Annotated in this window: 18 protein-coding genes and 1 other RNA gene; 13 read left to right on the top strand and 6 right to left on the bottom strand. The window is 55.0% G+C overall.

Going from position 1 to position 21,166, the window contains the following annotated elements; genetic code table 11:
* Positions 1-1,064: 1,064 nt before the first annotated feature.
* The 5 genes from AC1RMF_RS08665 (at position 1,065) to AC1RMF_RS08685 (ending at position 5,559) form a co-directional block, all read left to right on the top strand.
* Complete coding sequence (locus AC1RMF_RS08665) at positions 1,065-1,397, top strand: hypothetical protein (RefSeq protein ID WP_493141147.1); 333 nt, start codon at positions 1,065-1,067, stop codon at positions 1,395-1,397.
* A 120-nt stretch (positions 1,398-1,517) separates the two neighbouring features.
* The gene (locus AC1RMF_RS08670; RefSeq protein WP_493141148.1) at positions 1,518-2,486 is read left to right on the top strand and encodes a DUF932 domain-containing protein; all 969 of its coding nucleotides are present in this window, start codon (positions 1,518-1,520) and stop codon (positions 2,484-2,486) included.
* 278 nt (positions 2,487-2,764) lie between these two features.
* Entirely contained in the window at positions 2,765-3,763 is a 999-nt protein-coding gene (locus tag AC1RMF_RS08675) for a YqaJ viral recombinase family nuclease (RefSeq protein ID WP_493141149.1), read from the top strand.
* A 166-nt stretch (positions 3,764-3,929) separates the two neighbouring features.
* Positions 3,930-4,865, top strand: coding sequence for a recombination directionality factor (locus tag AC1RMF_RS08680; protein WP_493141150.1), 936 nt, complete (start codon positions 3,930-3,932; stop codon positions 4,863-4,865).
* A gap of 61 nt (positions 4,866-4,926) precedes the next feature.
* Entirely contained in the window at positions 4,927-5,559 is a 633-nt protein-coding gene (locus tag AC1RMF_RS08685; protein ID WP_493141151.1) for a hypothetical protein, read from the top strand.
* Between the two features lies 1 nt (position 5,560).
* Here the strand turns inward: AC1RMF_RS08685 and AC1RMF_RS08690 are convergent, their stop codons facing one another.
* Complete coding sequence (locus AC1RMF_RS08690; RefSeq protein ID WP_493141152.1) at positions 5,561-5,887, bottom strand: helix-turn-helix domain-containing protein; 327 nt, start codon at positions 5,885-5,887, stop codon at positions 5,561-5,563.
* A 212-nt stretch (positions 5,888-6,099) separates the two neighbouring features.
* Here AC1RMF_RS08690 and AC1RMF_RS08695 point away from each other — a divergent pair, with 212 nt between their 5' ends.
* The 5 genes from AC1RMF_RS08695 to AC1RMF_RS08715 all read left to right on the top strand — a co-directional run bounded on the left by AC1RMF_RS08695 (position 6,100) and on the right by AC1RMF_RS08715 (position 11,791).
* Positions 6,100-7,074, top strand: coding sequence for a hypothetical protein (locus tag AC1RMF_RS08695; RefSeq protein WP_493141153.1), 975 nt, complete (start codon positions 6,100-6,102; stop codon positions 7,072-7,074).
* 510 nt (positions 7,075-7,584) lie between these two features.
* Positions 7,585-8,265 carry a hypothetical protein gene (locus AC1RMF_RS08700; RefSeq protein WP_493141154.1) on the top strand — a complete coding sequence of 227 codons (681 nt, stop codon included), beginning with the start codon at positions 7,585-7,587 and terminating at the stop codon, positions 8,263-8,265.
* A 731-nt stretch (positions 8,266-8,996) separates the two neighbouring features.
* On the top strand, positions 8,997-9,212 hold the full coding sequence (locus AC1RMF_RS08705) for an AlpA family phage regulatory protein (RefSeq protein WP_493141155.1): 216 nt from the start codon (positions 8,997-8,999) through the stop codon (positions 9,210-9,212).
* A gap of 337 nt (positions 9,213-9,549) precedes the next feature.
* Complete coding sequence (locus AC1RMF_RS08710; RefSeq protein ID WP_493141156.1) at positions 9,550-10,641, top strand: hypothetical protein; 1,092 nt, start codon at positions 9,550-9,552, stop codon at positions 10,639-10,641.
* A gap of 10 nt (positions 10,642-10,651) precedes the next feature.
* The gene (locus tag AC1RMF_RS08715) at positions 10,652-11,791 is read left to right on the top strand and encodes a YagK/YfjJ domain-containing protein (protein WP_493141157.1); all 1,140 of its coding nucleotides are present in this window, start codon (positions 10,652-10,654) and stop codon (positions 11,789-11,791) included.
* 93 nt (positions 11,792-11,884) lie between these two features.
* On the opposite strand, the gene AC1RMF_RS08720 is transcribed toward AC1RMF_RS08715, so the two are convergent.
* The 5 genes from AC1RMF_RS08720 to ompA all read right to left on the bottom strand — a co-directional run bounded on the left by AC1RMF_RS08720 (position 11,885) and on the right by ompA (position 16,059).
* Positions 11,885-13,360, bottom strand: coding sequence for a tyrosine-type recombinase/integrase (locus AC1RMF_RS08720; protein WP_493141158.1), 1,476 nt, complete (start codon positions 13,358-13,360; stop codon positions 11,885-11,887).
* Positions 13,361-13,554: 194 nt separating this feature from the next.
* Positions 13,555-13,931, bottom strand: a transfer-messenger RNA (tmRNA) gene (gene ssrA / locus AC1RMF_RS08725).
* A gap of 12 nt (positions 13,932-13,943) precedes the next feature.
* Positions 13,944-14,612 (bottom strand): HAD family hydrolase, encoded by a 669-nt coding sequence (locus tag AC1RMF_RS08730; RefSeq protein ID WP_493141159.1) that lies wholly within the window; start codon positions 14,610-14,612, stop codon positions 13,944-13,946.
* Positions 14,613-14,617: 5 nt separating this feature from the next.
* On the bottom strand, positions 14,618-15,331 hold the full coding sequence (gene ubiG, locus AC1RMF_RS08735) for a bifunctional 2-polyprenyl-6-hydroxyphenol methylase/3-demethylubiquinol 3-O-methyltransferase UbiG (protein WP_493141160.1): 714 nt from the start codon (positions 15,329-15,331) through the stop codon (positions 14,618-14,620).
* A gap of 71 nt (positions 15,332-15,402) precedes the next feature.
* A complete protein-coding gene (gene ompA / locus AC1RMF_RS08740; RefSeq protein WP_493141161.1) occupies positions 15,403-16,059 on the bottom strand; it encodes an outer membrane protein OmpA in 657 nt (218 codons plus the stop codon).
* A gap of 242 nt (positions 16,060-16,301) precedes the next feature.
* Between ompA and gyrA the strand changes: the two genes are divergently transcribed.
* The 3 genes from gyrA to pheA are packed head-to-tail and all read left to right on the top strand — an operon-like array spanning position 16,302 to position 21,160.
* Entirely contained in the window at positions 16,302-18,929 is a 2,628-nt protein-coding gene (gene gyrA / locus AC1RMF_RS08745; RefSeq protein WP_493141162.1) for a DNA gyrase subunit A, read from the top strand.
* A gap of 14 nt (positions 18,930-18,943) precedes the next feature.
* On the top strand, positions 18,944-20,071 hold the full coding sequence (serC, locus tag AC1RMF_RS08750; protein WP_493141163.1) for a 3-phosphoserine/phosphohydroxythreonine transaminase: 1,128 nt from the start codon (positions 18,944-18,946) through the stop codon (positions 20,069-20,071).
* 6 nt (positions 20,072-20,077) lie between these two features.
* Positions 20,078-21,160, top strand: coding sequence for a prephenate dehydratase (gene pheA / locus AC1RMF_RS08755; RefSeq protein WP_493141164.1), 1,083 nt, complete (start codon positions 20,078-20,080; stop codon positions 21,158-21,160).
* Positions 21,161-21,166 lie beyond the last annotated feature (6 nt).

Below are 21,166 nucleotides of genomic sequence, written 5' to 3' on the forward strand. Positions count from 1 at the left end.
TATCGGATCTGTCTCCCAAGCTGGAATGATGTTTGGAGGAGTGTCACCCCGAGAAGGCGCCACCGTCCCCTTTTGCACCAACTGAAGGTCGTCGATACGAAAGCATGGCGACTCGCCAAGCGGTATGCGGGTGCCGTCGGGGATAACGACGGTGGACTTGATGTCTACTGCCTTTTCCTGTTGCTGACGCTGGGCCTGAGTGCGTTCTTCCTGGCGGCGAAGCTCGGATGTGGGGTCGGGGATTGCTTGTGCATGCGCGTGCCCCACTCCGACCATGCAACCGATGTACCCTGCGATAACAACCCAGCGCAATAACACTCTCAAAAATCCTTCACGAAACAAAACACAGGCGCGAATAAACACACGCGTGCGAGTAGGCCCAATGCATATGCACCGAGTTGCATATGCAGCGACTAAAAAACTAGTGGGATGTATATAGTTCGAGGGGGTGCGACACATGGCGCGCAATCCCCATACAGGGAACTTGCAACCGGTGTGGCTTTCCTCTAGCACACCGGCCTGAACCATGGAAGCCTCCCATTGGGGAGCGCGATGCATTGGCTGACCGAGTATTCTTTATTGATCTTGTGCGATTAGTATAGGGGCAAATTCCAGCCCACAAATAACGCCTCCTGAACTGCGGCTGTCCAAAGCTTCTGGCATGGCTGCAAGCACAGCGATGACTTAACTACGCATTCATCACGATCTCAAGGGCATGGTGACGCAATGGTCTGCGCCTAGTGATTCCAAAAATTTACAGCCACATATCACCCCTTTGAATCCCCCCAAGGAATTCACATCTTCTTGCGCCCTCTAGCGTAGGAATTTTCTCAATCCCTCCCTCGCCAGCCACTGTGCTGGCCTTCACAAAGGCTCCAACCTTCCCCGGATTCGTCCTGGGCGGGTTGGAGCCTTCTTTTTTGCTGCACTTTTTACAGGAGCTTTTTCATGCTACTTTCTTCCTTGCCTGCCCAATTACTGATCTGTTTTCTCCTCACATTTATCACAGGTGTAGCGGCGGCCTTCTTTCTGCCTCAACTGCACGCTTTGTAGGAGACAGGCCGATGCTCCCACCCTGCCCTTATTGCTACTCCAGTCGCGTGCTTACCCGTGACCTAGCGCAAAAGACTGGCAGCATCATTGGTACGGTCGCAGGTGCAGCCAGCGGCATCGCAAGCTCCATTAGTGGCGCTGAGATTGGCGGCGCACTGGGTTCAACTGCAGGCCCGGTCGGTGCCCTGCTGGGTGTCATTGCTGGCGCTGTCCTTGGTGGACTGATTGGCGGCTCCACGGGTTGCGCCATTGGTTCGGCCCTCGGACAGGCCGTTGATAGCAACGCACTGAACAACTACCGATGTCTGGACTGCGGCTCCCGCTTCAAGGCAAGCGCTGAGTAAAACACGCGCAGTCACTTTTTCTCTCAGGTTTTTCATTCTTCATTTCAATCACTGACAACCGTCACCCGTAAACCATCGGGGATGGTGCCGTCGAAACGCAATCAAAAAGGAACTTTCATCATGGCTCATCTCGTGAACTCCATGGCCTACCGGGGCACTGCCCCATGGCATGAAATTGGCAATGCGCTTCCTCCAAAACAGCCTCTCGAAGATTGGGCGCGTGAGGCAGGCATGAATTGGAATATTTGCGAAACACCGGTGCGCTACATGGCCGAACAAAGTGGTGCACTGGGTGCCATCATGACTTTTTCCGATGCGAAAGTGCTCTATCGCAGCGACACCAAAGCAGCGCTGTCTGTGGTCGGTGGTCGCTATCGCGTCGTGCAGCCTCGCGACGTTCTTGAGTTTTATCGGGACCTGTCCGAGGTTGCCGGTTTTGAATTGGAAACTGCCGGTGTTCTGAAAGAAGGCCGCAAGTTCTGGGCCTTGGCAAAAACGGGAAAATCTGCCTCTCTAAAAGGCGGCGATGTGGTCAACGGCTATTTACTTCTGGCAACGTCATGTGATGGAACCCTGGCAACGACCGCCACACCCACCACGATCCGGGTGGTTTGCAACAACACGCTGACCATCGCCCTGAACGGAGCAACAGGTGCCATCAAGGTGCCGCATAGTACCCATTTCGATGCTCAGGCCGTGAAAAAGCAACTTGGCATAGCCGTAGCGCAATGGGATGTTTTTATGTTTCGCATGAAGACGCTCGCAGAACGCAAGATCAAAAGCCATGAGGCTATGAACTATTTTTTGAAGGTTCTCTGTCAGGCTGACGAGCATGTTGATCCCGCGCTAGGTCTTACGAACGAGCGTGCTCTTAAGAAGGTGCAGTCGCTCTACGAAGGGCAAGGCAGAGGTGCAGAGCTGGCTTCGGCCAACGGAACGGCATGGGGATTGCTCAACGCGGTGACTGAATTCGTGGACCATGAGAAACAAGCCCGCTCGCGGGAGTCACGCCTGGACAGTTCGTGGTTTGGTCCAGGTGCTGCGCTCAAACAACGCGCACTGGAACACGCCCTTCAGCTTGTTGCCTAGGATGGTCTTTGCGTCTCACGGTTGATCGCATCCACCAGCGGACTGCGAGGAACCTTGCTACATCCATTTCGATTTCACACGCGCATCCACCCAATAACTCTTTACCTAGTCCATATCGTCATAAACCCCGCACAGAGTAGTTCTGTGCGGGGTTTATGTCTTTTGGGTGCTGGTGCATCTGGAGGGATGTGTTGTTGTGCATGTAGATGTGTGAAACAGCGATTTGACCAATCACTTTTTTCAACGCAATTTGAAACAACTTTTTGAAAGGCATTGCCATGAGCACTGCACCGAATACAGACCGGCCACGCCGCAATCCACCGGCCCTCAAGCTGGTCAAAACCCTGGACATGCCACGTGAAGATTGGCTCTCTGTTCGCAAAGGTGGCATTGGTAGTTCCGATGCCGCAGCAGCCGTTGGCCTCAATCCCTATGTTTCTCAGCTGGAACTGTGGCTGATCAAGACGGGGCGGGACACCAACCTGCCCAGTACGGACCCTGACGATGACTCCAGCCCCATGTACTGGGGCACATTGCTGGAGCCTATCGTGGCGGCGCATTACTGCAAACGCACCGGCAACCGGGTACGCAGGGTCAATGCCGTGTTGCAGCATCCTGAAGAACCCTGGATGCTGGCCAACATTGATCGAGAGGTCCTCGGCGATCCCAGTGTTCAGATTCTGGAGTGCAAAACCGCTGGCATCAATGGTGCCAAGCTCTGGAGGGAAGGTGTCCCTCCTTACGTGGAAGCCCAGGTTGTTCATCAACTGGCCGTCACCGGCAAGCAGGCAGCCGATGTAGCCGTGCTGATCTGCGGGCAGGAATTGCAGATTCACCGCATCGAGCGCGATGAGGCCATGATCCAGCAATTGATGGAACTGGAGCGACAGTTCTGGCGATATGTGCAAACCGATGAACCACCACCCGCCGATGGCTCCGAATCGGCAGATGTGGCGCTGCGCTGCCTGTACCCACAGGACTCCGGTCAGACGCTGGACTTCACCCATGACCTGGTGATGTCCGCTACCTTCTCGGACCTCCTGGCCATACGAGCCCATCTCCAAACCTGTGTAGAGCTGGAAGCCCAACTCAAGCAGCGCATTCAGCAACGCATGGGAGACGCTTCCAGGGCCCTGTTTGATGGGGGTTCTGTTTCATGGAAGCGCAGCAAGGATGGCTCCATGCTGGATACCGAAGCGCTGCTCAAAGACCATCCCGAGCTGCAGCAGCGCTACAGCCTGGCCAAGTCCGGTTCACGGCGGTTTCTGGTGCAGTGAAGGGGCACATCGTGCTGGCGCTACCGCCGCTATGGCCGATATAGCCACCGCCACCGGCGTAGCGCTTCTTTCCTGACACCCCCAAAGCCCCCGTTGCCGGGGTTGTTGTGCCCGCCCCGGCGATGTCATTGGGGGCGGGCATGTGCTTTTGATACCAAGGATTACCATGATCAAGGGATTTGCCATTACCCCGCCCGTGCTGGGGCGCATCTCCATCGGCAAGGTGGTCGAACGCGAGGGCAAGCGGTTGCCGGTTGCCGACGACCAGTTCACGATTTCTACTCAGGTGCAAATTCGGGGCGGCATCTGGTTGGTTCACCCAATGGATGAAACATTGCGCAAAGCCCAGGGCGGCAAGATTCGGTCCATTTCCGTGCGGGTGATGTTCGATGACCCGGACCTTAACTTCCGGGCAGCGTATACCGCGTTTGACAGAAGCACCGGCAGGCAGGTGTGCAGCGGTGACGGGCAGACCTGCCAGCGTCTGACACCCAAGGGGCTGGAGACACTGCCCTGCCCGACTCCGCAGGTGTGTACGTTTGGCACAAACGGGGCCTGCAAGCCCTATGGACGCCTGAACGTGACCCTGGGCGATGACGATGCCACGGGCAGCTTTGTGTTTCGCACCACGGGCTACAACTCGATTCGCACCCTGGCGGCACGGCTGGCGTACTTTCGGGCACTCTCGGGAGGCCACTTGTCCTGTCTGCCGCTGGAACTGAAGCTCAGGGGCAAGTCCACGACGCAAAGCCATGGCACCCCCATCTACTACGTGGATGTGACGCTGCGCTCAGGACTCACGACCGAAGAGGCCCTGAACCAGGCCCACGCATTGCATGTACAGCGTCAAACTGCCGGGTTTGACCAGGCAGCGCTGGACGACGCGGCACGGCTGTGCTTTGCCAATGGGTTCTTCACGGACACGGATGAGGATGCGTCTGCCGTTTTGGAAGAGTTCTACCCGGAGCCGGACGGCCAACAGGCCCAAGCATCCAGAACACCCAAGGCACACCGAACGCTGAAAGAGAAGCTGGATGCAAAGGCTGTGGTGTTGAAGGGAGGGGCTGGTAGTGCGCCTGCAGTCACAGGAGGGCCATCATGATGCTCAACCAGATGCCTCAGATTGAGCACTGCAAGCCCACTCCAACCAGAACGGGGGATGTATGACCCAGTTGCTGCACATCTTTGCGCAAGGTCTGCGCTTCGATACGCAGTTGCAGTACACCGTGTCGGGTGCTTCTGGACACCGTTACCGCAATCTGCCATTGGGTAACCCGGACTCGGTGCAGGCTGCTGACAGTGGCCCGTTCTGTCTGGCGCAGTGTGTGGCGGTACTGGGGAAGCTTCCTTTCGACCAGGCCGCTGCGCATGTGTCCCGATATAGCTTCACGGAAGAGGTGCGCGGGATGGACCGTGCTCAGATGCATCTGGGTGAGGCATCCATTCGCATGCGATTTGTGGAATCGGGGCTGGCAGGCACCATTGGCAGTACTGCATGCGCAGCAGTGCAACAGGGCCACATGTGCATGGTGCAGTTCTGCAGCGCAAGCTCCAGCCTGTGGGCAACTGTCACGGGGGTGGAGATGGCCTCCACTGCCGGCCATATCCGCACGCTGCACTTGCTGGACCCCACAGCAAGTGAACCCTGGGGCACCTGCCACAACACCCGATTGGAACTGCAGGGGAAGGCGGGCCGTGCGGTACCTGCATCTGCGGGATACGGGCTGCATTACCGGCATCTGGACGGCAAGGCCAGTGCGGTACGCCTGCAAGGGCTGCTCGTTCTGAGACAGTGATTTAGCGGCGGGTGATGGGGTGCACCCGGATCGTACGTGGCGAGCGTGTACGGGTGACATCAAGACCCTTGCGCTCTGGCAGGTGCGGGTCCATGAGTTCATGCGCGGGCATACCAACAGCCTTGCAGAGCAACTCGATGTTATCTATCGAGATATTGCGTTGCCCACGCTCCAGCGTACCCACAAAGGCGCGGTCCAGCCCCGCTTCATCCGCCATGGCTTCCTGAGACATGCCTGCGTTCACCCGTACTAACCGTAAGTTGCGTGCAAAAACCTGGCGCAACGACAGCTTGTCAGAGGGATTGGGACGGGGGACCGCTTTAGACATCCCCCTGATCGTTTCAAAAAGAGGTGTTTGATACCACGGTGTTTGAAACCCTTTATGATGCCTTCAGCCCAGCAATAACGGGAACCAGCTTATTCCCAGGACCCTGTTTGAACCCTATCGAAACGAAAGCACAACTGGATGCCCCGTTTGCAATCCAACCGAGCCAATGACCTCACTCGACTCCACCCATTCCCAATCACTTCAATAGAACCATGAAAAATTCAACGACACGTCAGCGCACTTCGAAACTCACATGCCTTACTGCCGCTTTATTCATTGCCACTGCAGGAATGTCCGGTGCCACTACACTGGATGATCTGCTGAACTTGGCAAATCAGATTGGCAAGAATCAGGAAGTACCCACCAAGGAAGCACCGCCAGCAGCAGCACCTTACACCCTGCAGGAAGTTTTCGACTTGTTGCCGAATGTCTACTATTTGTACAAACTGCAAAGTCCCGACGACAGACCCTATGGTTTTCTCTTACGCGATGATGAGAGACACATTAAATTCAGAAGCAGCATAAAGGGTTTTGATCGAGCACGGCTAGATGGATTTAGAAAGCAATACTTCGACACCAATGGCGATCCCTTGTGGGGCTCCCCAGGCTCCACCTATATCACGTACTTTTTTGAAGCAGCGGCCAAATACATTGCCGACAACAGTCCCAGCAATGAAGCAGCGCTTGCCCAAACAATACAGACAGCACTTAAAAGCTACGAGAGGGATGACATGAGCAGGCGGTACCTGCCAAATGCGAAGGCTTTCCTGGATCAGTTCATGAGCCGCGTACCGCAATTGACAAATGCATACAAGGTGATCTTGCAGCAAGACAATGAAGTCTATAAAAGCATTACCGATCCAGAAAAAGAAAAGGAAGCAAAACAAAAAGTCGCCAAAGAGCAGTTGGACAAATGCCTCAATGGAAATCCGTACAAGGTATACAAGCTGTCAGTTGATCTATTCAATAACAATCGATCGATACAGTACAACCAAAGTCAGATAGACCGGCAAAACGAAATCGGTAAAGTGTCCGGGTTGGTGGACAGGTCAGTGATGTACACCGCTGGCCAGAATATTGTTTCCAGCAAGCGGTATGCATCCGATTTGTTCGCAAAGTACAAGTCGCTTGGAGGAAAGGCAAGCAGTTATCAGTCTGTTACTCCTGAGAAGGACCCATGCAATTGAATGTGTAGTGCAGCCTTATTCTGTAATTCCTGTTCCACGGAAACCCATTTCTGGCGCAACGTCTGGGAGTCCATTCCAGTGACCGGAATTCACCGGGCAAAGTCACATACAGCCTGCTATCAGCTCTCCCCATTCCTTCGGGAATGGGGAACTGGCAGGCTTCTTTTTTTGCCTGTGACTGGCTTTCGGTTCATTGCAAGCCGACAAAAACCGCCGCGTGCATGGGGACGCCGGATGCACCCTAAGTAGCTAACGACCATCCAAGGGATGGGCATCGCGCTTTGACCAATGGCGCGAGTATTACCCTGATTCGTCCTTCCCATCACGCCGTCACAGGGGCCCAGTTTTCAGGCGTCCTAGGGCCTGGGGTCTATACAGACTTGGCTTGCAAGCTATGATTCATGCGGCCAAGCGCCTGGTCCCATCATTCGACTGATCAGGTACAGGCAGATGCAGTCTGCCAGCTCTGCTTGGCAAGTGATCACCACCGCAACCGTACAGGATACAAGTATGACGACGACACCACCATCGGAGAAATTTGTCAGCTTGTTTAACAATACGCTAAGCGGCTTGGGAGATTTGTACAAGAAATGTCATGACGGTCAGCCAAACGTCGATTTCAAAAGTTTTTTTTGTCAAACTGCCGACGAGGTGGTCGCTTCACACAAAGAACAGCATTTAGAAGGATGGACGAATGTTTTGGGCACTGCATCAAGGTTGTCTGCTGTAGAAGCCACAAAAAAAGCAATTGAAATTGCAACTATAGAACTCATCAATGCCCAACATTCTCACCAGAAAAATGAATTCGAGAGAAGCTGGTTCTACCTGGCATCGGCACAATATTGGTATGGAAATGCAATTGCGATTGCAGGCGTAGTGGTAGGCACTGATGGCAGACCTTCTTTTTCGCTGGTAGAAGCGGGGAGGCAAGGAGGCTCGAAAAAAGATGGGAAAATCTTTGCTCCAATCAGGGAAGAGGCTTATCGCTTGGCAAAAACATTGCGCGCCGATTCGCCAAAGGGTTGGGAATCAAAATCGGCTGCTGCCAATAGGATATTGAATGAGTTCAAGAAATCGAGGATAGTGAACCCTATAAAAGGACAGCCATTCGATAAAGATACAATAATTGACTGGCTGGGAAAAATGCCGGAAACTGGCAAGTTGTTTCCCCCAAAGAACACTGCCAAATGATTGGCGGTCATCGACTTGGCCAACGCTCGCCTGGGTTCAATCGTTGAGGCCTTCCCGACGCACTTTCGCAACTAGGCAAGTAACCCCAAGGCGCGCCCCTCTCGTCACCGCACCTGTTCACCATGGTTCCGTACAGGTCTACGTGGCGGACATGTATCGACGTGGCTTGGACCCTTACTGTGTGGCGTTCACTTCTTGAATGCCCCCGAATTCCGTGTCGCGGATTGTCCGCGTCCTGTCCGGTTGCGCACTCTCTGATCCCGCAATCTTACGGTGAATCGCACCACTGGTGACACGGTGGCAGAACTTTTCGCTTCAGCAGTGAGGCGTCGATGTCACCCATCTCGTGGAGCAGTCCCCCACATACTCCCTGATCTGTTTGGCGCAGCACAACAGGCTGCTAGCGACAGAACCGCCCACTACTGCTTCCGTCTCTGCTTGTAAATGAGTACGCCTTCTCTAGCGTTCATTCCCCTGGCGCACCCCTGGTCGGGCATGGTCACCGTTAGATACCTATCACTGCAATAAAGCGCAGGTTCGGTGCCCCATACGAACGCCAGAGAAGGAGTTCGTGCCCTCATAAGCAACCGCCGCCCGTACGTCTTCCGGCAAGCACCCACTTCTGCCGAACCTGGATAAAAAGACAGCCCGTCTACCCCTACACGGCGTAGACGGGGCCTCTCCTCATCGACAGAATCGCTTCCATGTTTCAAGAACGAAAGGAACCAAAGATGCTCATCTCAAATCGATCCGACCGTGTTTTGCGGCCCAAACAGGTCATGACCAAAGTGTCGATTGCCAGGGGGACTTTGTACGACTGGATAAACGAAAAGTCACCTCGTTTTGACCCAACATTTCCCAAACGCTTTTCAATTGGCGGAAGGGCAGTTGGCTTCCTGGAATCAGAAATTGACGAATGGCTGAACAACTGCAAGCGAAACCAATGAAGGACAAATCAAGCAACTCTGTATATATCTGATCGCCAACAACCTCAAGGAATCACGAATATAAAGCAACAGCAACCCTTTGAACTCATGGAGATTATCAAGAGCTTGATTTATGTAATCTATGTTATTTGTAAATATCACTATCTATACCAACACCACCCCTACAACCTATCCATTCCCAACAGAAGGAGTATCCATTAACTGCGACTAACCATACCAATCCATGCCTGCACACAGGCATGTGGAGATTCATTAATTTATTTTCAATTGAAAATCAAACACAAGGACGATATTCGAATATTACCCACCGGAAGTGGATGAGAAGGATTAAAAGAACATGAACCAATACATGGCACAAAGCGGAATGAGGAATTCCGCAATAACTGATGACGAACTCTGGAACTGTATATATGCCGATGCAACCTCCTGCACACCACCAGGAAATCAAAATATTGTCTATCTGCTGGATGGATGGATTGATCATGCAAGAAGCGTTGAACAATTCACTCGCAAGGTTGCACGAAGCAATGCCTTGCCCTGTGTCGTGGAACGTATCACGCAAGGCACTTTCATCAAGAAGGAAAACCCACTGCTCGAACAGTTCTACGCCATTAGGCCCAATCCAGCGAGTCATGGCATGCACCGCTGGGAGGCATCCTCAAACTACCAGGCCTTCGAGTCAGCCTTCGAACGTGCGGGCTTGCGCAACGCACAATGGACCGGTGATCCGTCACGGTGCATTGGAGCAGATGGATTCCTTGAAGCCGAACTGATCAACTCGTTGGCAACAAGCGTAAGGGAAGCTTGCCAACAAAAAAAGTTCAAGGCGCACAGCAAGAAGCGCGCACAGGACGCCACAAACCTTTTCAGTCGTTCGCAACGTGTTCTGGAGCGCTGCTTGGCCAGCGGTCGTCACGTCTACGTGATGCGCGTTGACTTCACCTACAAGACAAATGAAGGCGCGATTATCGACGCGGAGCGGCATTTCCAGTCCTTCACCAAGGTACTGCAAAGCGATTTCTCCGGCTCCATCGCGGGATACGTGTGGGATCGGACTCACTGGCCGCATGCCGCTGTAAATCACCATCTTTTTATTTTTTCAACGGACGCTGCACCCCAACACCTCGCAATTGAACTCTCAAGCCTATGGGAGCAGGTCACAAAAGGCACGGGGCTGGGCATTGATTGCTCCAGCTGGCAGGGACATTACAAAGGACAGGGGTGCGGCTGGGTATACCCCCACCACCCTGCAGTCCTGGACGCATTAAAAATCTGGTGCAAACGGTTGACTTTGTTGCGCTTGGCCTCGTTCAATGATCACGAACATTGCGGTGCAGTCAAACTGCAGACGAAGGAGTTATCACCCAATACCACCGCCTTTACACACCTGAGCCCAGGGAGCCGCATGCCTGGGTTTGGTGTTTTCTGAGCAACGAATCATGAGGTCCGAAGAGGATTCCGCTACCTTTGATTCCCACGTCTGCAACTTGCTCTATAAGGCCAGTAGCGAGACGCTGTATGGCCATTTGAAAGAGAAGAGGAACTGGCATTCAGCAGTAATCGTCCATGTGGAGGCATTTGTAGATAGTGCCCTGGCCGATGATTCCATTCCATTCACACTAGGCCTTGATGTGCATGGCAATCCAACGTATGTTCCGTCTAACCTGGTGAATTTGTATTTTTCGAGAATGCCCTCCATGCTGGAGTCTGTTGATCTGCTTTCGAGTCAGTTTGACTACAACGAGCATTTATCAGCTTTCATTGAGTGTAGCCATGAACTGGGCTTATACACGGAGCACGCTCAAAGGAAAATGGTATTCCGATTGCCTGCAATATATTCAATGTTGCAGCCTGCGGCAGAAGCTTTCAATTCCCTGGTAAATGCAATTCGGATTCGCTGCAGGTCTAAAGTTGTACGAGACAGAATCAACTCACAGCGATATGAAGCAAAGAAGCGCTATCGGGAATATTGTGCCTACGTGGACTCGCTTCTGGAATACCGGGGGCGCCAAGTTGTCATTCGTATCGATTTGAGCTTCCTCGCAACTTATACGGCACAAATTGGGATCGATCAGGCATTCATATACCTAGATCGGTTTATTGCGAACTGGCGCACAAACCGCCTATTTGAGGGACTCATTGGGCACATCATCAAAGCCGAATACGGCGTTGCAAAGGGCATACATTTCCATTGCATTCTTTTTTTTAATGGTTCAATAAAAAATCCCCGCAAAGATGTGTACTTAGGGAGGGAGATTGGCGAGTACTGGTGTAAATCAATCACCGAAGGAATAGGAAATTATTGGAATTCAAATGCAAAAGCAGATGATTTCAGAAGGCTTGGAACTTGCGGAATTGGTGTGCTTCACCACAGCGATGTACAGACCTTGAACAATTTGAAGGGCTATGTTGTATCGTATCTGTGCAAGATAGATCAGTTTTTCCGGCCAAATTTCGGAAAGACGTATCGCCTTATCCGAAGAGGTTTATTTAAAAAACCATCCAGGATCAAAAGAGGGGCGCCGCGGCGGGTATTCGCGCGCTCTGGTCATTCGGCCGACAGCCATCAGTCGACCTAAACTTAGCGAATTCACCATGCATGCAATACAGTTCAGCAGTGGAGCGCTCGTGACACGCACCCAAAAAAATAAGTGTCGCCAATGAGCAATCAACTACGACGCCCTAGGAATGCTCGTGGCCGTCACACCAGGTGCGATCTCACGCAACTTGGCGACAATGCGTGTCGCGCCGACACGCGGAAGGTCCGTCAATGGTGGCTTGGGCGTCACTGCAAGCACTGACGCATCCAGAAGGCTGTCAGACGAATTTTCTTCGTCAGCAGCGACCAGCCCCACACCTGACTTCACATTTTCAGCAGGCTGCGCGCCCAAGGGACTATTTTTCGCTGAGATTTGAGCGGGACCATGCTGTCCAACTTCTCCAAGTGCGAGTTTGTCTAAATAGTCCGCCCATCGTTGAATCATCTCAAATCTCTGCGAAATGTACTTTGTTCGGTTATACGCCGTGCCATTTGCGTCCCGAACCGAGTGGGCCAAATTGGCTTCAATGACGTTGTAATCTATGTTCAATTCATCAACGAGCATCGTTCGCGCGCTGGCTCTGAATCCATGCCAACTCTGCTCCTTTCCAAACCCCAAGGAGTACAAAGCACTGCGAACCGAGTTATCGGAAATAGGCCGTTCATGACTACGTTCTCCTGGAAACACGTAGCGTCCATGGCCCGTTAACGGTTGAATATCCTGAAGCAGCCGGACAGCTTGGAGGGGCAACGGAACCGTGTGCGGCTCTCCCTGCTCCTTACCCTGGATCGTGCGTTTCATCTTCATGCTCGGAATCGTCCAAAGCGCAGCAGCAAGATCAAGCTCGTTCCACTCCATCATGCGAAGATTTCCAGGGCGCTGGTACAACATTGGCGTCAACTGCAAAGCAGTGCGCACTATGGATCCGCCTTTGTAACCTTTAATGGCGCGCATCAATTCACCCATGCGAACGGGATCAAGTATTGCCGCAAAATTCTTGCCGCGGTAAGGTTTTAGTCTGGCCTTCAAGCCTTCGGTGATGTTGCGCTGATTAGCCTCTGCGGTTGGAAGCCAGTAGTCCCAAATTTGCCGCGCTAACATCAATGCACGGTCTGCCGTCTCTAGGGCACCTCGATCCTCGACCTTTTGGAGCGCAGCAAGCAACTCAATCGGTTGTATTTGTCCAATGGATCTGTTGCCTAACAACGGAAATAGATCCCTTTCCAACTGACGAAGCATTCGCGTTGAATGACTTGGACTCCATTGAGTTACCTGCTTACCATACCACTCCAACGCAACATCCTTAAACGTGGTCCCTCCAAAGCCGCTGGCACGTAATTTATCCATTTTTCGCACCTGCACGGGATCAAATCCAGCGGCTTTCTTCAACTTAGCGGCATCCCTGGCCCTCCTGGCTGCAGTCAAGGTCTGCGCCGGATAGCTCCCAAGCGCAAGTTGCTTCTCTTTGCCATCAATCCGATATTTGAGGAACCAGCGCTTAGATCCGCCGGGACTGACCTGCAAGTACATCCCTCCAGCGTCGGCAAAGCGTTTAAATTTTTTGCCCGGTGGGCACACTGCATTGCGGCACTCGGCATCGGTAAGCATAGAGGGAGGCTCCAGGGTGATGGGGGTACAAGTCTGATTTTTGGCATTCTACCCCTCGATATACCCCCGAATGCCCCCCCACAGAACTTTGGAAGCAGTCAAACACCTTTGGACCGCATTAGACTATAAGCTATTGATTTTCAAAGAAAAAAGGCTTCCGGTTGGATCAACCCGGAAGCCTTTAGACTTTCATTTGGTGGAGCTGGGGGGATTTGAACCCCCGTCCGCAAACCTTCTTCGAACAGTTCTACATGTGTAGCCGTCTGATTTGGATCTCGCCCCTCATATCGCGCAGTGGCACGCTATACAAGACGCCAGCAACCTATTTTCTCGACCCGCCCTAAGTTACCCAGGACGGGCCCAGCCGAATGAAATTACCCCACAGCCTGGACAGCTTGCGCCGCCCTTGCCCAGCCTATCGGCTTGCTGTTGTGAGGCTCACGTGCAATTAAGCAGCGAGTGCGAAACGTTCGTCGTTTGCAGTTAGTTTGTTTGAATCTGTTTTACGAGCGCATTCAGCTCGACATGCCCTGCTGCGCGTCCGAATCCACGTCGAAACCAGTGCAGCCCCTCAGACCTTATTTTAGGCTGCTTGCAGCCATTGCAAGAGCTCCATTGGAGAATTAATCCGGATATCTGCCCCCCAGGATGCCGTATCAGACTTCTCCCCCAAGTATCCGTAGTCTGCGGCCACAGTCCCCATGCCCGCGGCACGACCGGCCACAATATCCCTTTCATCGTCTCCCACATAGACGCAACGCCCAGGAATCACCCCCAAACGGCGCGCCGCTTCCAGCAAGGGCTCTGGATGAGGTTTGGAGTACGGAGTTGTGTCTCCGCTGATCACCGTACTGGCTGTTGCAAATAAAGGCATTGCGCGCGTCAAGGGATCAGTAAAGCGGGCGGACTTGTTAGTCACCACGCCCCAAAGCAGCCCGCGTCGTCTCAAATCGTCGAGCATGTCGGCAATTCCCTCAAACACATAAGTGCGCTGAGTCATGCAGGCTTCGTAATTGCTGAAGAACTCCTCCCGGAACGCCTCGAATTCGGCATCCTTTGGTGTCAATCCAAAGGCCACAGACAGCATCCCTCGAGCACCTGCGCCGGCCATGTGGCGATATGCCTCCAGTGGCAAAGATGGCAGACCGCGGCTTACCCGCATCTGATCTGCCGCTGCGCCCAAATCAGGGGCGCTGTCTATCAAAGTGCCGTCCAGATCAAACAGCACGGCGGTCACGTTCTCAAAACGCATGGGGGTTACGCCATTGGCCTTTGCGTGGCGATCAGGTAGTTCACACTGGTATCACTATTGAGCCAGTAGCGCTTGGTCAAAGGGTTGTAAGACATACCCTTTGTGTGGCGCAAATCCAACTCCGCTCCTCGACAATAGGACGCCAACTCGTTGGGACGCACCATTTTTGCGTATTCATGCGTACCTCTGGGCAGCATATTGAGCACATATTCGGCACCCACAATGGCCAGCAGGAAGGATTTTGCACTGCGATTGAGCGTTGAAAAGAAGACCCAGCCGCCCGGCTTCACCAAAGTCGCGCAGGCCTTGACGATAGACGCCGGGTCTGGAACGTGCTCCAACATTTCCATGCAGGTAACCATGTCAAATTGGGCAGGAGCCTCTTCAGCCAGCGCCTCGGCACTTACCTCGCGGTAGCTGACGTTCGGCGTCTGGGCTTCCATGGCATGCAGTTGTGCGACCCTCAATGCCTTGGTAGACAAATCGATGCCCAAAGCCTGCGCCCCTTTACGTGCAAGGGAGTCGGTCAATATGCCGCCGCCGCAACCGACGTCCACTGTCTTCAATCCCTGCACCGGGCAAATACCGTTGATCCACTCAAGGCGCAAAGGGTTGATCTGATGCAAGGGCCGGAATTCACTCTCCTGGTCCCACCAGCGGTGGGCGAGATCCGAGAATTTGGCCAATTCGGCCGGGTCAGCGTTGACGTGTGTGTTCATGCGTGCATTATCCATCGGCCATGAAAAAAGCCCGCCGAAGCGGGCTCTTTCACTAAGTGGACTAAGCCAGATTAGTTGGCACGTGTTCCAACCACTTCGATTTCAACGCGGCGGTTCTTGGCGCGTCCTTCAGAAGTCTTGTTGTCAGCAACGGGGTTCTTCTCGCCCTTGCCTTCGGTGTACACGCGGTTCTTTTCGATGCCCTTGGACACCAGGTAAGCCTTGACAGCTTCAGAACGTGCAACCGACAGCTTCTGGTTGTATGCGTCGGTACCAACAGAGTCGGTGTGACCCACTGCAATGATCACTTCCAGGTTGATGGCCTTGACCTTGCTCACCAGATCGTCCAACTTGGCCTTGCCTTCGGGCTTGAGCACGGACTTGTCAAAGTCGAAGAAAGCTTCAGCAGCGTAAGTGACCTTGGCGGGAGCTGCAACTACAGGAGCAGGTGCTGGTGCAGCAGCCTTGGGAGCTGGCTCGGGAGCAGCTGCCGGAGCGGGTGCAGGTGCAGGAGCGGGAGCTGGTTCGGCAGCCTTGGGAGCAATCGCGCCATCACAATCGGGAGCAGCAGTTGCGGGAGTCCAGCTGCCATCGCGCCAGCATTCACCAGCAGCGTCTTTCCAGACATCGCCAGCGCCGCTTTTCCAGTTATGGATTTCTTGAGCGCCCGCCACGGAAGCAAGTGCTGCGGTAGCGATGACAATTGCCACTTTATTGATTAGTTTCATGACTTTCCTTTGTACTGAGCAAACTGCAGCGGGGCTGCGATTAAATTGAAAACGTCCTGATTGGCTTCCTCAGCCCCAGAGCGTTAGCCGCCATTGTGCCACAGTCGCAGCAATTTTCCTAAGCATATGCCCGGGAAACCATATGCAAAAAACACCTTATTACAGGTTGAGGTACCGGGCAAACCACCCCAGAAGGTGGAACGTACAATGTCGGGTTGTCCCAGACATAGCCACAATCCTCCATGACCCAGTTCGCCAAAGAAACCCTGCCCATCAGCCTCGAAGAGGAAATGCGGCGCAGTTACCTAGACTACGCCATGAGCGTGATTGTGGGTCGCGCTTTGCCCGACGCACGGGATGGCCTCAAGCCGGTGCACAGACGTGTGTTGTTTGCCATGCACGAACTCAACAACGACTGGAATAGGGCCTACAAAAAGTCGGCCCGTATCGTCGGTGACGTGATCGGTAAATACCACCCGCACGGCGACCAATCCGTGTATGACACCATTGTGCGGATGGCCCAGGATTTTTCCATGCGCCATATGCTGGTCGATGGCCAGGGCAATTTCGGCTCGGTAGATGGCGACAACGCGGCGGCCATGCGTTACACCGAAATCCGGCTGGCCAAGATCGCACACGAGTTGCTGGCCGATCTGGACAAGGAAACGGTGGACTTCGGGCCAAACTATGACGGTTCAGAAAAAGAGCCGCTGGTGTTGCCGACCCGCATCCCCAACCTGCTGGTCAATGGCTCCGGCGGTATTGCCGTCGGCATGGCGACCAACATCCCCCCCCACAACCTCAACGAAGTGGTGGATGCCTGCCTGCACATGCTTCGCAACCCCGAAGCCAGCATTGATGATTTGATGGACATCATTCCGGCGCCGGACTTCCCGACCGCAGGCATTATTTACGGAATCAACGGGGTCAAGGAAGGCTATCGCACCGGCCGAGGTCGTGTGGTGATGCGGGCCCGCTGCCATTTTGAGGAAATTGACAAAGGTCAGCGCCAGGCCATCATCGTGGATGAGCTGCCCTACCAAGTCAACAAGAAGACGCTGCAGGAACGCATGGCCGAACTGGTGCATGAGAAGAAGATCGAGGGCATCAGCCATATCCAGGACGAGTCGGACAAATCCGGCATGCGACTGGTTATCGAACTCAAGCGCGGTGAAGTGCCGGAAGTGGTGCTGAACAACCTCTACAAGCAAACCCAGCTACAGGACACCTTTGGCATCAACATGGTGGCCTTGGTCAATGGCCAACCCAAGCTGTGCAACCTGAAAGACCTGATTGAGGTCTTCCTGAATCACCGGCGCGAAGTGGTGACACGCCGCACAGTGTTCAACTTGCGCAAGGCGCGTGAACGCGGACATGTGCTGGAAGGCCTGGCCGTGGCGCTGGCAAACATCGACGAGTTCATCCGCATCATCCGGGAATCACCCACACCGCCGGTGGCCAAGGTCGAGTTGATGAACCGCCCTTGGGACAGCCAGTTGGTGCGCGAGATGCTCACCCGCACCCGTGCGGACGGAGGCGTGGTGAATGCCGATGACTACCGGCCAGACGGTCTGGAAAAGCAGTACGGTATGGGCTCCGACGGCCTGTATCGCCTGTCTGACACGCAAGCCCAGGAAATTCTGCAGATGCGTCTGCAACGCCTGACTGGGCTGGAGCAGGACAAGATCGTGGCCGAGTACAAGGAAGTCATGGCCGAGATCGAAGACCTGCTGGACATTCTGGCCAAGCCTGAGCGCGTCTCCACCATCATTGGTGAAGAGCTGGGCCACGTCAAACAGGAATTCGGCCAGACCAAGCTGGGCGCGCGTCGCAGTCTGGTCGAGCACTCCTCTTTTGACCTCTCCACGGAAGATCTGATCACCCCGACCGACATGGTGGTGACCATGAGCCACAGTGGCTATATCAAGAGCCAGCCATTGGGCGAATACCGGGCGCAAAAGCGTGGTGGCCGTGGCAAGCAGGCCACCGCCACCAAGGAAGACGATTGGGTCGACCAGCTCTTCGTGGCCAACACCCACGACTACATCCTGTGCTTCTCCAACCGGGGCCGCCTGTACTGGCTCAAGGTCTGGGAAGTTCCGCAGGGATCGCGCGGATCGCGCGGTCGCCCTATCGTCAACATGTTCCCGCTGCAGGACGGCGAAAAGATCACGGTGGTACTGCCGCTGACTGGAGAAAAGCGCAGCTTCCCTGCCGACCAATATGTGTTCATGGCCACCAGCATGGGCACGGTCAAGAAGACCGCGCTTGATGAATTCAGCAACCCGCGCAAGGCCGGCATCATTGCCGTGGACTTGGACGAAGGCGACTACTTGATCGGTGCCGCGCTCACCGACGGCAAGCACGACGTGATGCTGTTCAGCGATGGCGGCAAGGCGGTGCGCTTTGATGAAAACGATGTGCGCCCCATGGGTCGCAATGCCCGCGGCGTGCGCGGCATGATGTTGGAAGACGGCCAGGGCGTGATTGCCATGCTGGTTGCCGAAGATGAGGAACAAAGCGTTCTGACCGCCACCGAAAACGGCTACGGCAAACGCACCAGCATCACCGAGTACACCCGCCATGGACGCGGCACCAAGGGGATGATCGCCATCCAGCAATCCGAGCGTAATGGCAAGGTGGTCGCAGCCACCTTGGTGCATGTGGATGACGAGATCATGCTCATCACCGACAAGGGCGTGTTGGTTCGCACCCGTGTTGCTGAAATCCGTGAACTGGGTCGCGCGACACAAGGCGTCACCCTGATCGGTCTGGACGAAGGCTCCAAGCTGAGCGGTCTGCAGCGCATCGTGGAAAACGATGCCCAGGCGGCAGATGCGGACGAGGGCCCTGCAGACGAAACCGCATAACAGAGGCGGGACGAATGCAACGCCCATACAACTTTTCCGCCGGACCTGCGACCATGCCGCAGGAAGTCCTGACCCAGGCCGCTGACGAGATGCTCAACTGGCCGGATGCCAGCGGCAAGCGCTGCGGCATGGGCGTGATGGAAATGAGCCACCGTGGCAAGGAATTCATTTCCATCTACACGCAGGCGGAGGCCGATCTGCGTGAGCTGCTTGCGGTGCCAGCCAACTTCCAAATTCTGTTCATGCAAGGCGGCGGACTGGCCGAAAACGCCATCGTCCCGCTGAACCTCTGCACTCTGCGGTCAGGCGCTTCGCAAACCGGCGGTGCCGACTTTGTGCTGACCGGCAGCTGGAGCGAGAAGTCTTTTACGGAAGCTGGCAAGTACTGCAACGCACACATTGCCGCCAGTGGCAAGTCTGAAGGCTTTACCCACATCCCGGCACCACAGACCTGGGAGCTCAGCGAGAGCGCCAGCTATGTGCACATCTGCTCCAACGAGACTATCAACGGTATCGAATTCCATACGCTGCCCGATCTGAAAGCGCTGGGCTCCAAGGCCGAATTGGTCATCGACTTCTCCTCCCATGTCGCTTCGCGCGGCGTGGACTGGAGCCGCGTGGGATTGGCTTTTGGCGGCGCCCAGAAGAATCTGGGCCCGGCGGGACTGACATTGGTGGTGGTACGTGAAGATCTGCTGGGCCATGCAATGGCCATCTGCCCCAGCGCGTTCAACTACCAGACCGTCGCCAAGAACCAGTCGATGTACAACACGCCGCCTACCTACGCCATCTACATGGCGGGGCTGATTTTCCAATGGCTCAAACGCCAGGGTGGTGTGGTGGCCATGGAAGCAGCCAACAAGGCCAAGGCAGAGTTGTTGTACCGCACCATTGATGCGTCTGGGCTGTATTTCAATAGGGTGCAGAAGGAATGCCGCTCACGTATGAACGTGCCTTTCTTCTTGCGCGACGAGTCGTTGAACGAGGCCTTTCTCATCGGCGCCAAGGACGCTGGCCTGCTCCAGCTCAAGGGGCACAAGTCAGTTGGCGGCATGCGCGCCAGCATCTACAACGCCATGCCGCTCGAAGGTGTGCAGGCGCTGGTTTCCTATATGCAAGAGTTTGAACGGACCCACGGTTAGAGCACTATGGCCAAAACGCTTTCCGAATTGCGCGTCCTGATCGACGCTGTAGACCAGGAGCTGTTAGCAGCCCTCAACCGCCGCGCCTCCTTGGCCAACGAAGTGGGTGAAATCAAGCGCGCCGAAGGTTCTGCCGTCTTCCGTCCTGAGCGCGAAGCCCAGGTCATCCATGGTGTGCAGAGTGCCAACAAGGGCCCCATCAAGGACTCCAGTCTGGCGCTGATCTGGCGCGAAATCATGTCTGCCTGCCGCGCGCTGGAAGCACCCCAGCGCGTGGCCTACCTGGGCCCCAAGGGCACGTATAGCGAAGAAGCAGCCCTGCGCTTCTTTGGCTCCAGCATCCAGCACGTGCCCTGTGCCAATTTTGACGAAGTGTTCCATGCTGCGTCCTCGGGCGCAGCGGAGTTCGGCGTCATCCCGGTGGAGAACAGTACCGAAGGCGTGGTGACGCGCTCGCTTGATCTGCTGCTGAACTCACCGCTGCACATCGTCGGCGAAATCAGCCTGCTGGTGCGTCACCATTTGCTGCGCACCCAGGCTTCGCTGGAGAACATCGAAGTCGTGCTGGCCCATCCGCAGGCCCTGGCGCAGTGCCAGCAGTGGCTCAGCACGCACCTGCCCAATGCCGAGCGCAGGGCCGTATCCAGCAATGCTGAAGGCGCGCGCCTGGCAGCCGCCAACCCGGCCTGGGCCGCCATTGCCAGTGAGCGTGCCGGAGCCGAGTTCGGTCTGCACACGGCAGCACAAGCCATTCAGGACGAGGCCTTCAACCGTACACGTTTTGTCATGGTCTGCCTGCCTGCCGTCATGCCGGCACCCCAGGCCTCCGGCAAGGACTGCACCAGCCTGGTTGTGTCTGTGCCCAACCGTCCCGGTGCGGTGCACGACATGCTGGTGCCGCTCAAGGAGCATGGCGTATCCATGACACGCTTTGAATCCCGCCCGGCCCGCTCCGGCCAGTGGGAGTACTTTTTCTACATTGATCTGCAAGGCCATCCGTCCGAGCCCAATGTCGCTGCCGCCTTGCAGGACCTGCGTGGTATTTGTGCTTTCTACAAAGTGCTGGGCACCTACCCACTTGCCGACTAGCCGACA

Source organism: Rhodoferax sp. GW822-FHT04A08 (assembly GCF_058801025.1).

Bases quoted from the DNA above. Each gene is read 5' to 3' on its own strand.
- AC1RMF_RS08720 (WP_493141158.1), bottom strand. From the start codon at position 13,360: ATGCTTACCGATGCCGAGTGCCGCAATGCAGTGTGCCCACCGGGCAAA.
- pheA (WP_493141164.1), top strand. From the start codon at position 20,078: ATGGCCAAAACGCTTTCCGAATTGCGCGTCCTGATCGACGCTGTAGAC.
- AC1RMF_RS08730 (WP_493141159.1), bottom strand. From the start codon at position 14,612: ATGCGTTTTGAGAACGTGACCGCCGTGCTGTTTGATCTGGACGGCACT.
- AC1RMF_RS08695 (WP_493141153.1), top strand. From the start codon at position 6,100: ATGAAAAATTCAACGACACGTCAGCGCACTTCGAAACTCACATGCCTT.
- ubiG (WP_493141160.1), bottom strand. From the start codon at position 15,331: ATGAACACACACGTCAACGCTGACCCGGCCGAATTGGCCAAATTCTCG.
- AC1RMF_RS08710 (WP_493141156.1), top strand. From the start codon at position 9,550: ATGAACCAATACATGGCACAAAGCGGAATGAGGAATTCCGCAATAACT.
- gyrA (WP_493141162.1), top strand. From the start codon at position 16,302: ATGACCCAGTTCGCCAAAGAAACCCTGCCCATCAGCCTCGAAGAGGAA.
- AC1RMF_RS08690 (WP_493141152.1), bottom strand. From the start codon at position 5,887: ATGTCTAAAGCGGTCCCCCGTCCCAATCCCTCTGACAAGCTGTCGTTG.
- AC1RMF_RS08670 (WP_493141148.1), top strand. From the start codon at position 1,518: ATGGCTCATCTCGTGAACTCCATGGCCTACCGGGGCACTGCCCCATGG.
- AC1RMF_RS08680 (WP_493141150.1), top strand. From the start codon at position 3,930: ATGATCAAGGGATTTGCCATTACCCCGCCCGTGCTGGGGCGCATCTCC.
- AC1RMF_RS08665 (WP_493141147.1), top strand. From the start codon at position 1,065: ATGCTCCCACCCTGCCCTTATTGCTACTCCAGTCGCGTGCTTACCCGT.
- AC1RMF_RS08700 (WP_493141154.1), top strand. From the start codon at position 7,585: ATGACGACGACACCACCATCGGAGAAATTTGTCAGCTTGTTTAACAAT.
- serC (WP_493141163.1), top strand. From the start codon at position 18,944: ATGCAACGCCCATACAACTTTTCCGCCGGACCTGCGACCATGCCGCAG.
- ompA (WP_493141161.1), bottom strand. From the start codon at position 16,059: ATGAAACTAATCAATAAAGTGGCAATTGTCATCGCTACCGCAGCACTT.
- AC1RMF_RS08685 (WP_493141151.1), top strand. From the start codon at position 4,927: ATGACCCAGTTGCTGCACATCTTTGCGCAAGGTCTGCGCTTCGATACG.
- AC1RMF_RS08705 (WP_493141155.1), top strand. From the start codon at position 8,997: ATGCTCATCTCAAATCGATCCGACCGTGTTTTGCGGCCCAAACAGGTC.
- AC1RMF_RS08675 (WP_493141149.1), top strand. From the start codon at position 2,765: ATGAGCACTGCACCGAATACAGACCGGCCACGCCGCAATCCACCGGCC.
- AC1RMF_RS08715 (WP_493141157.1), top strand. From the start codon at position 10,652: ATGAGGTCCGAAGAGGATTCCGCTACCTTTGATTCCCACGTCTGCAAC.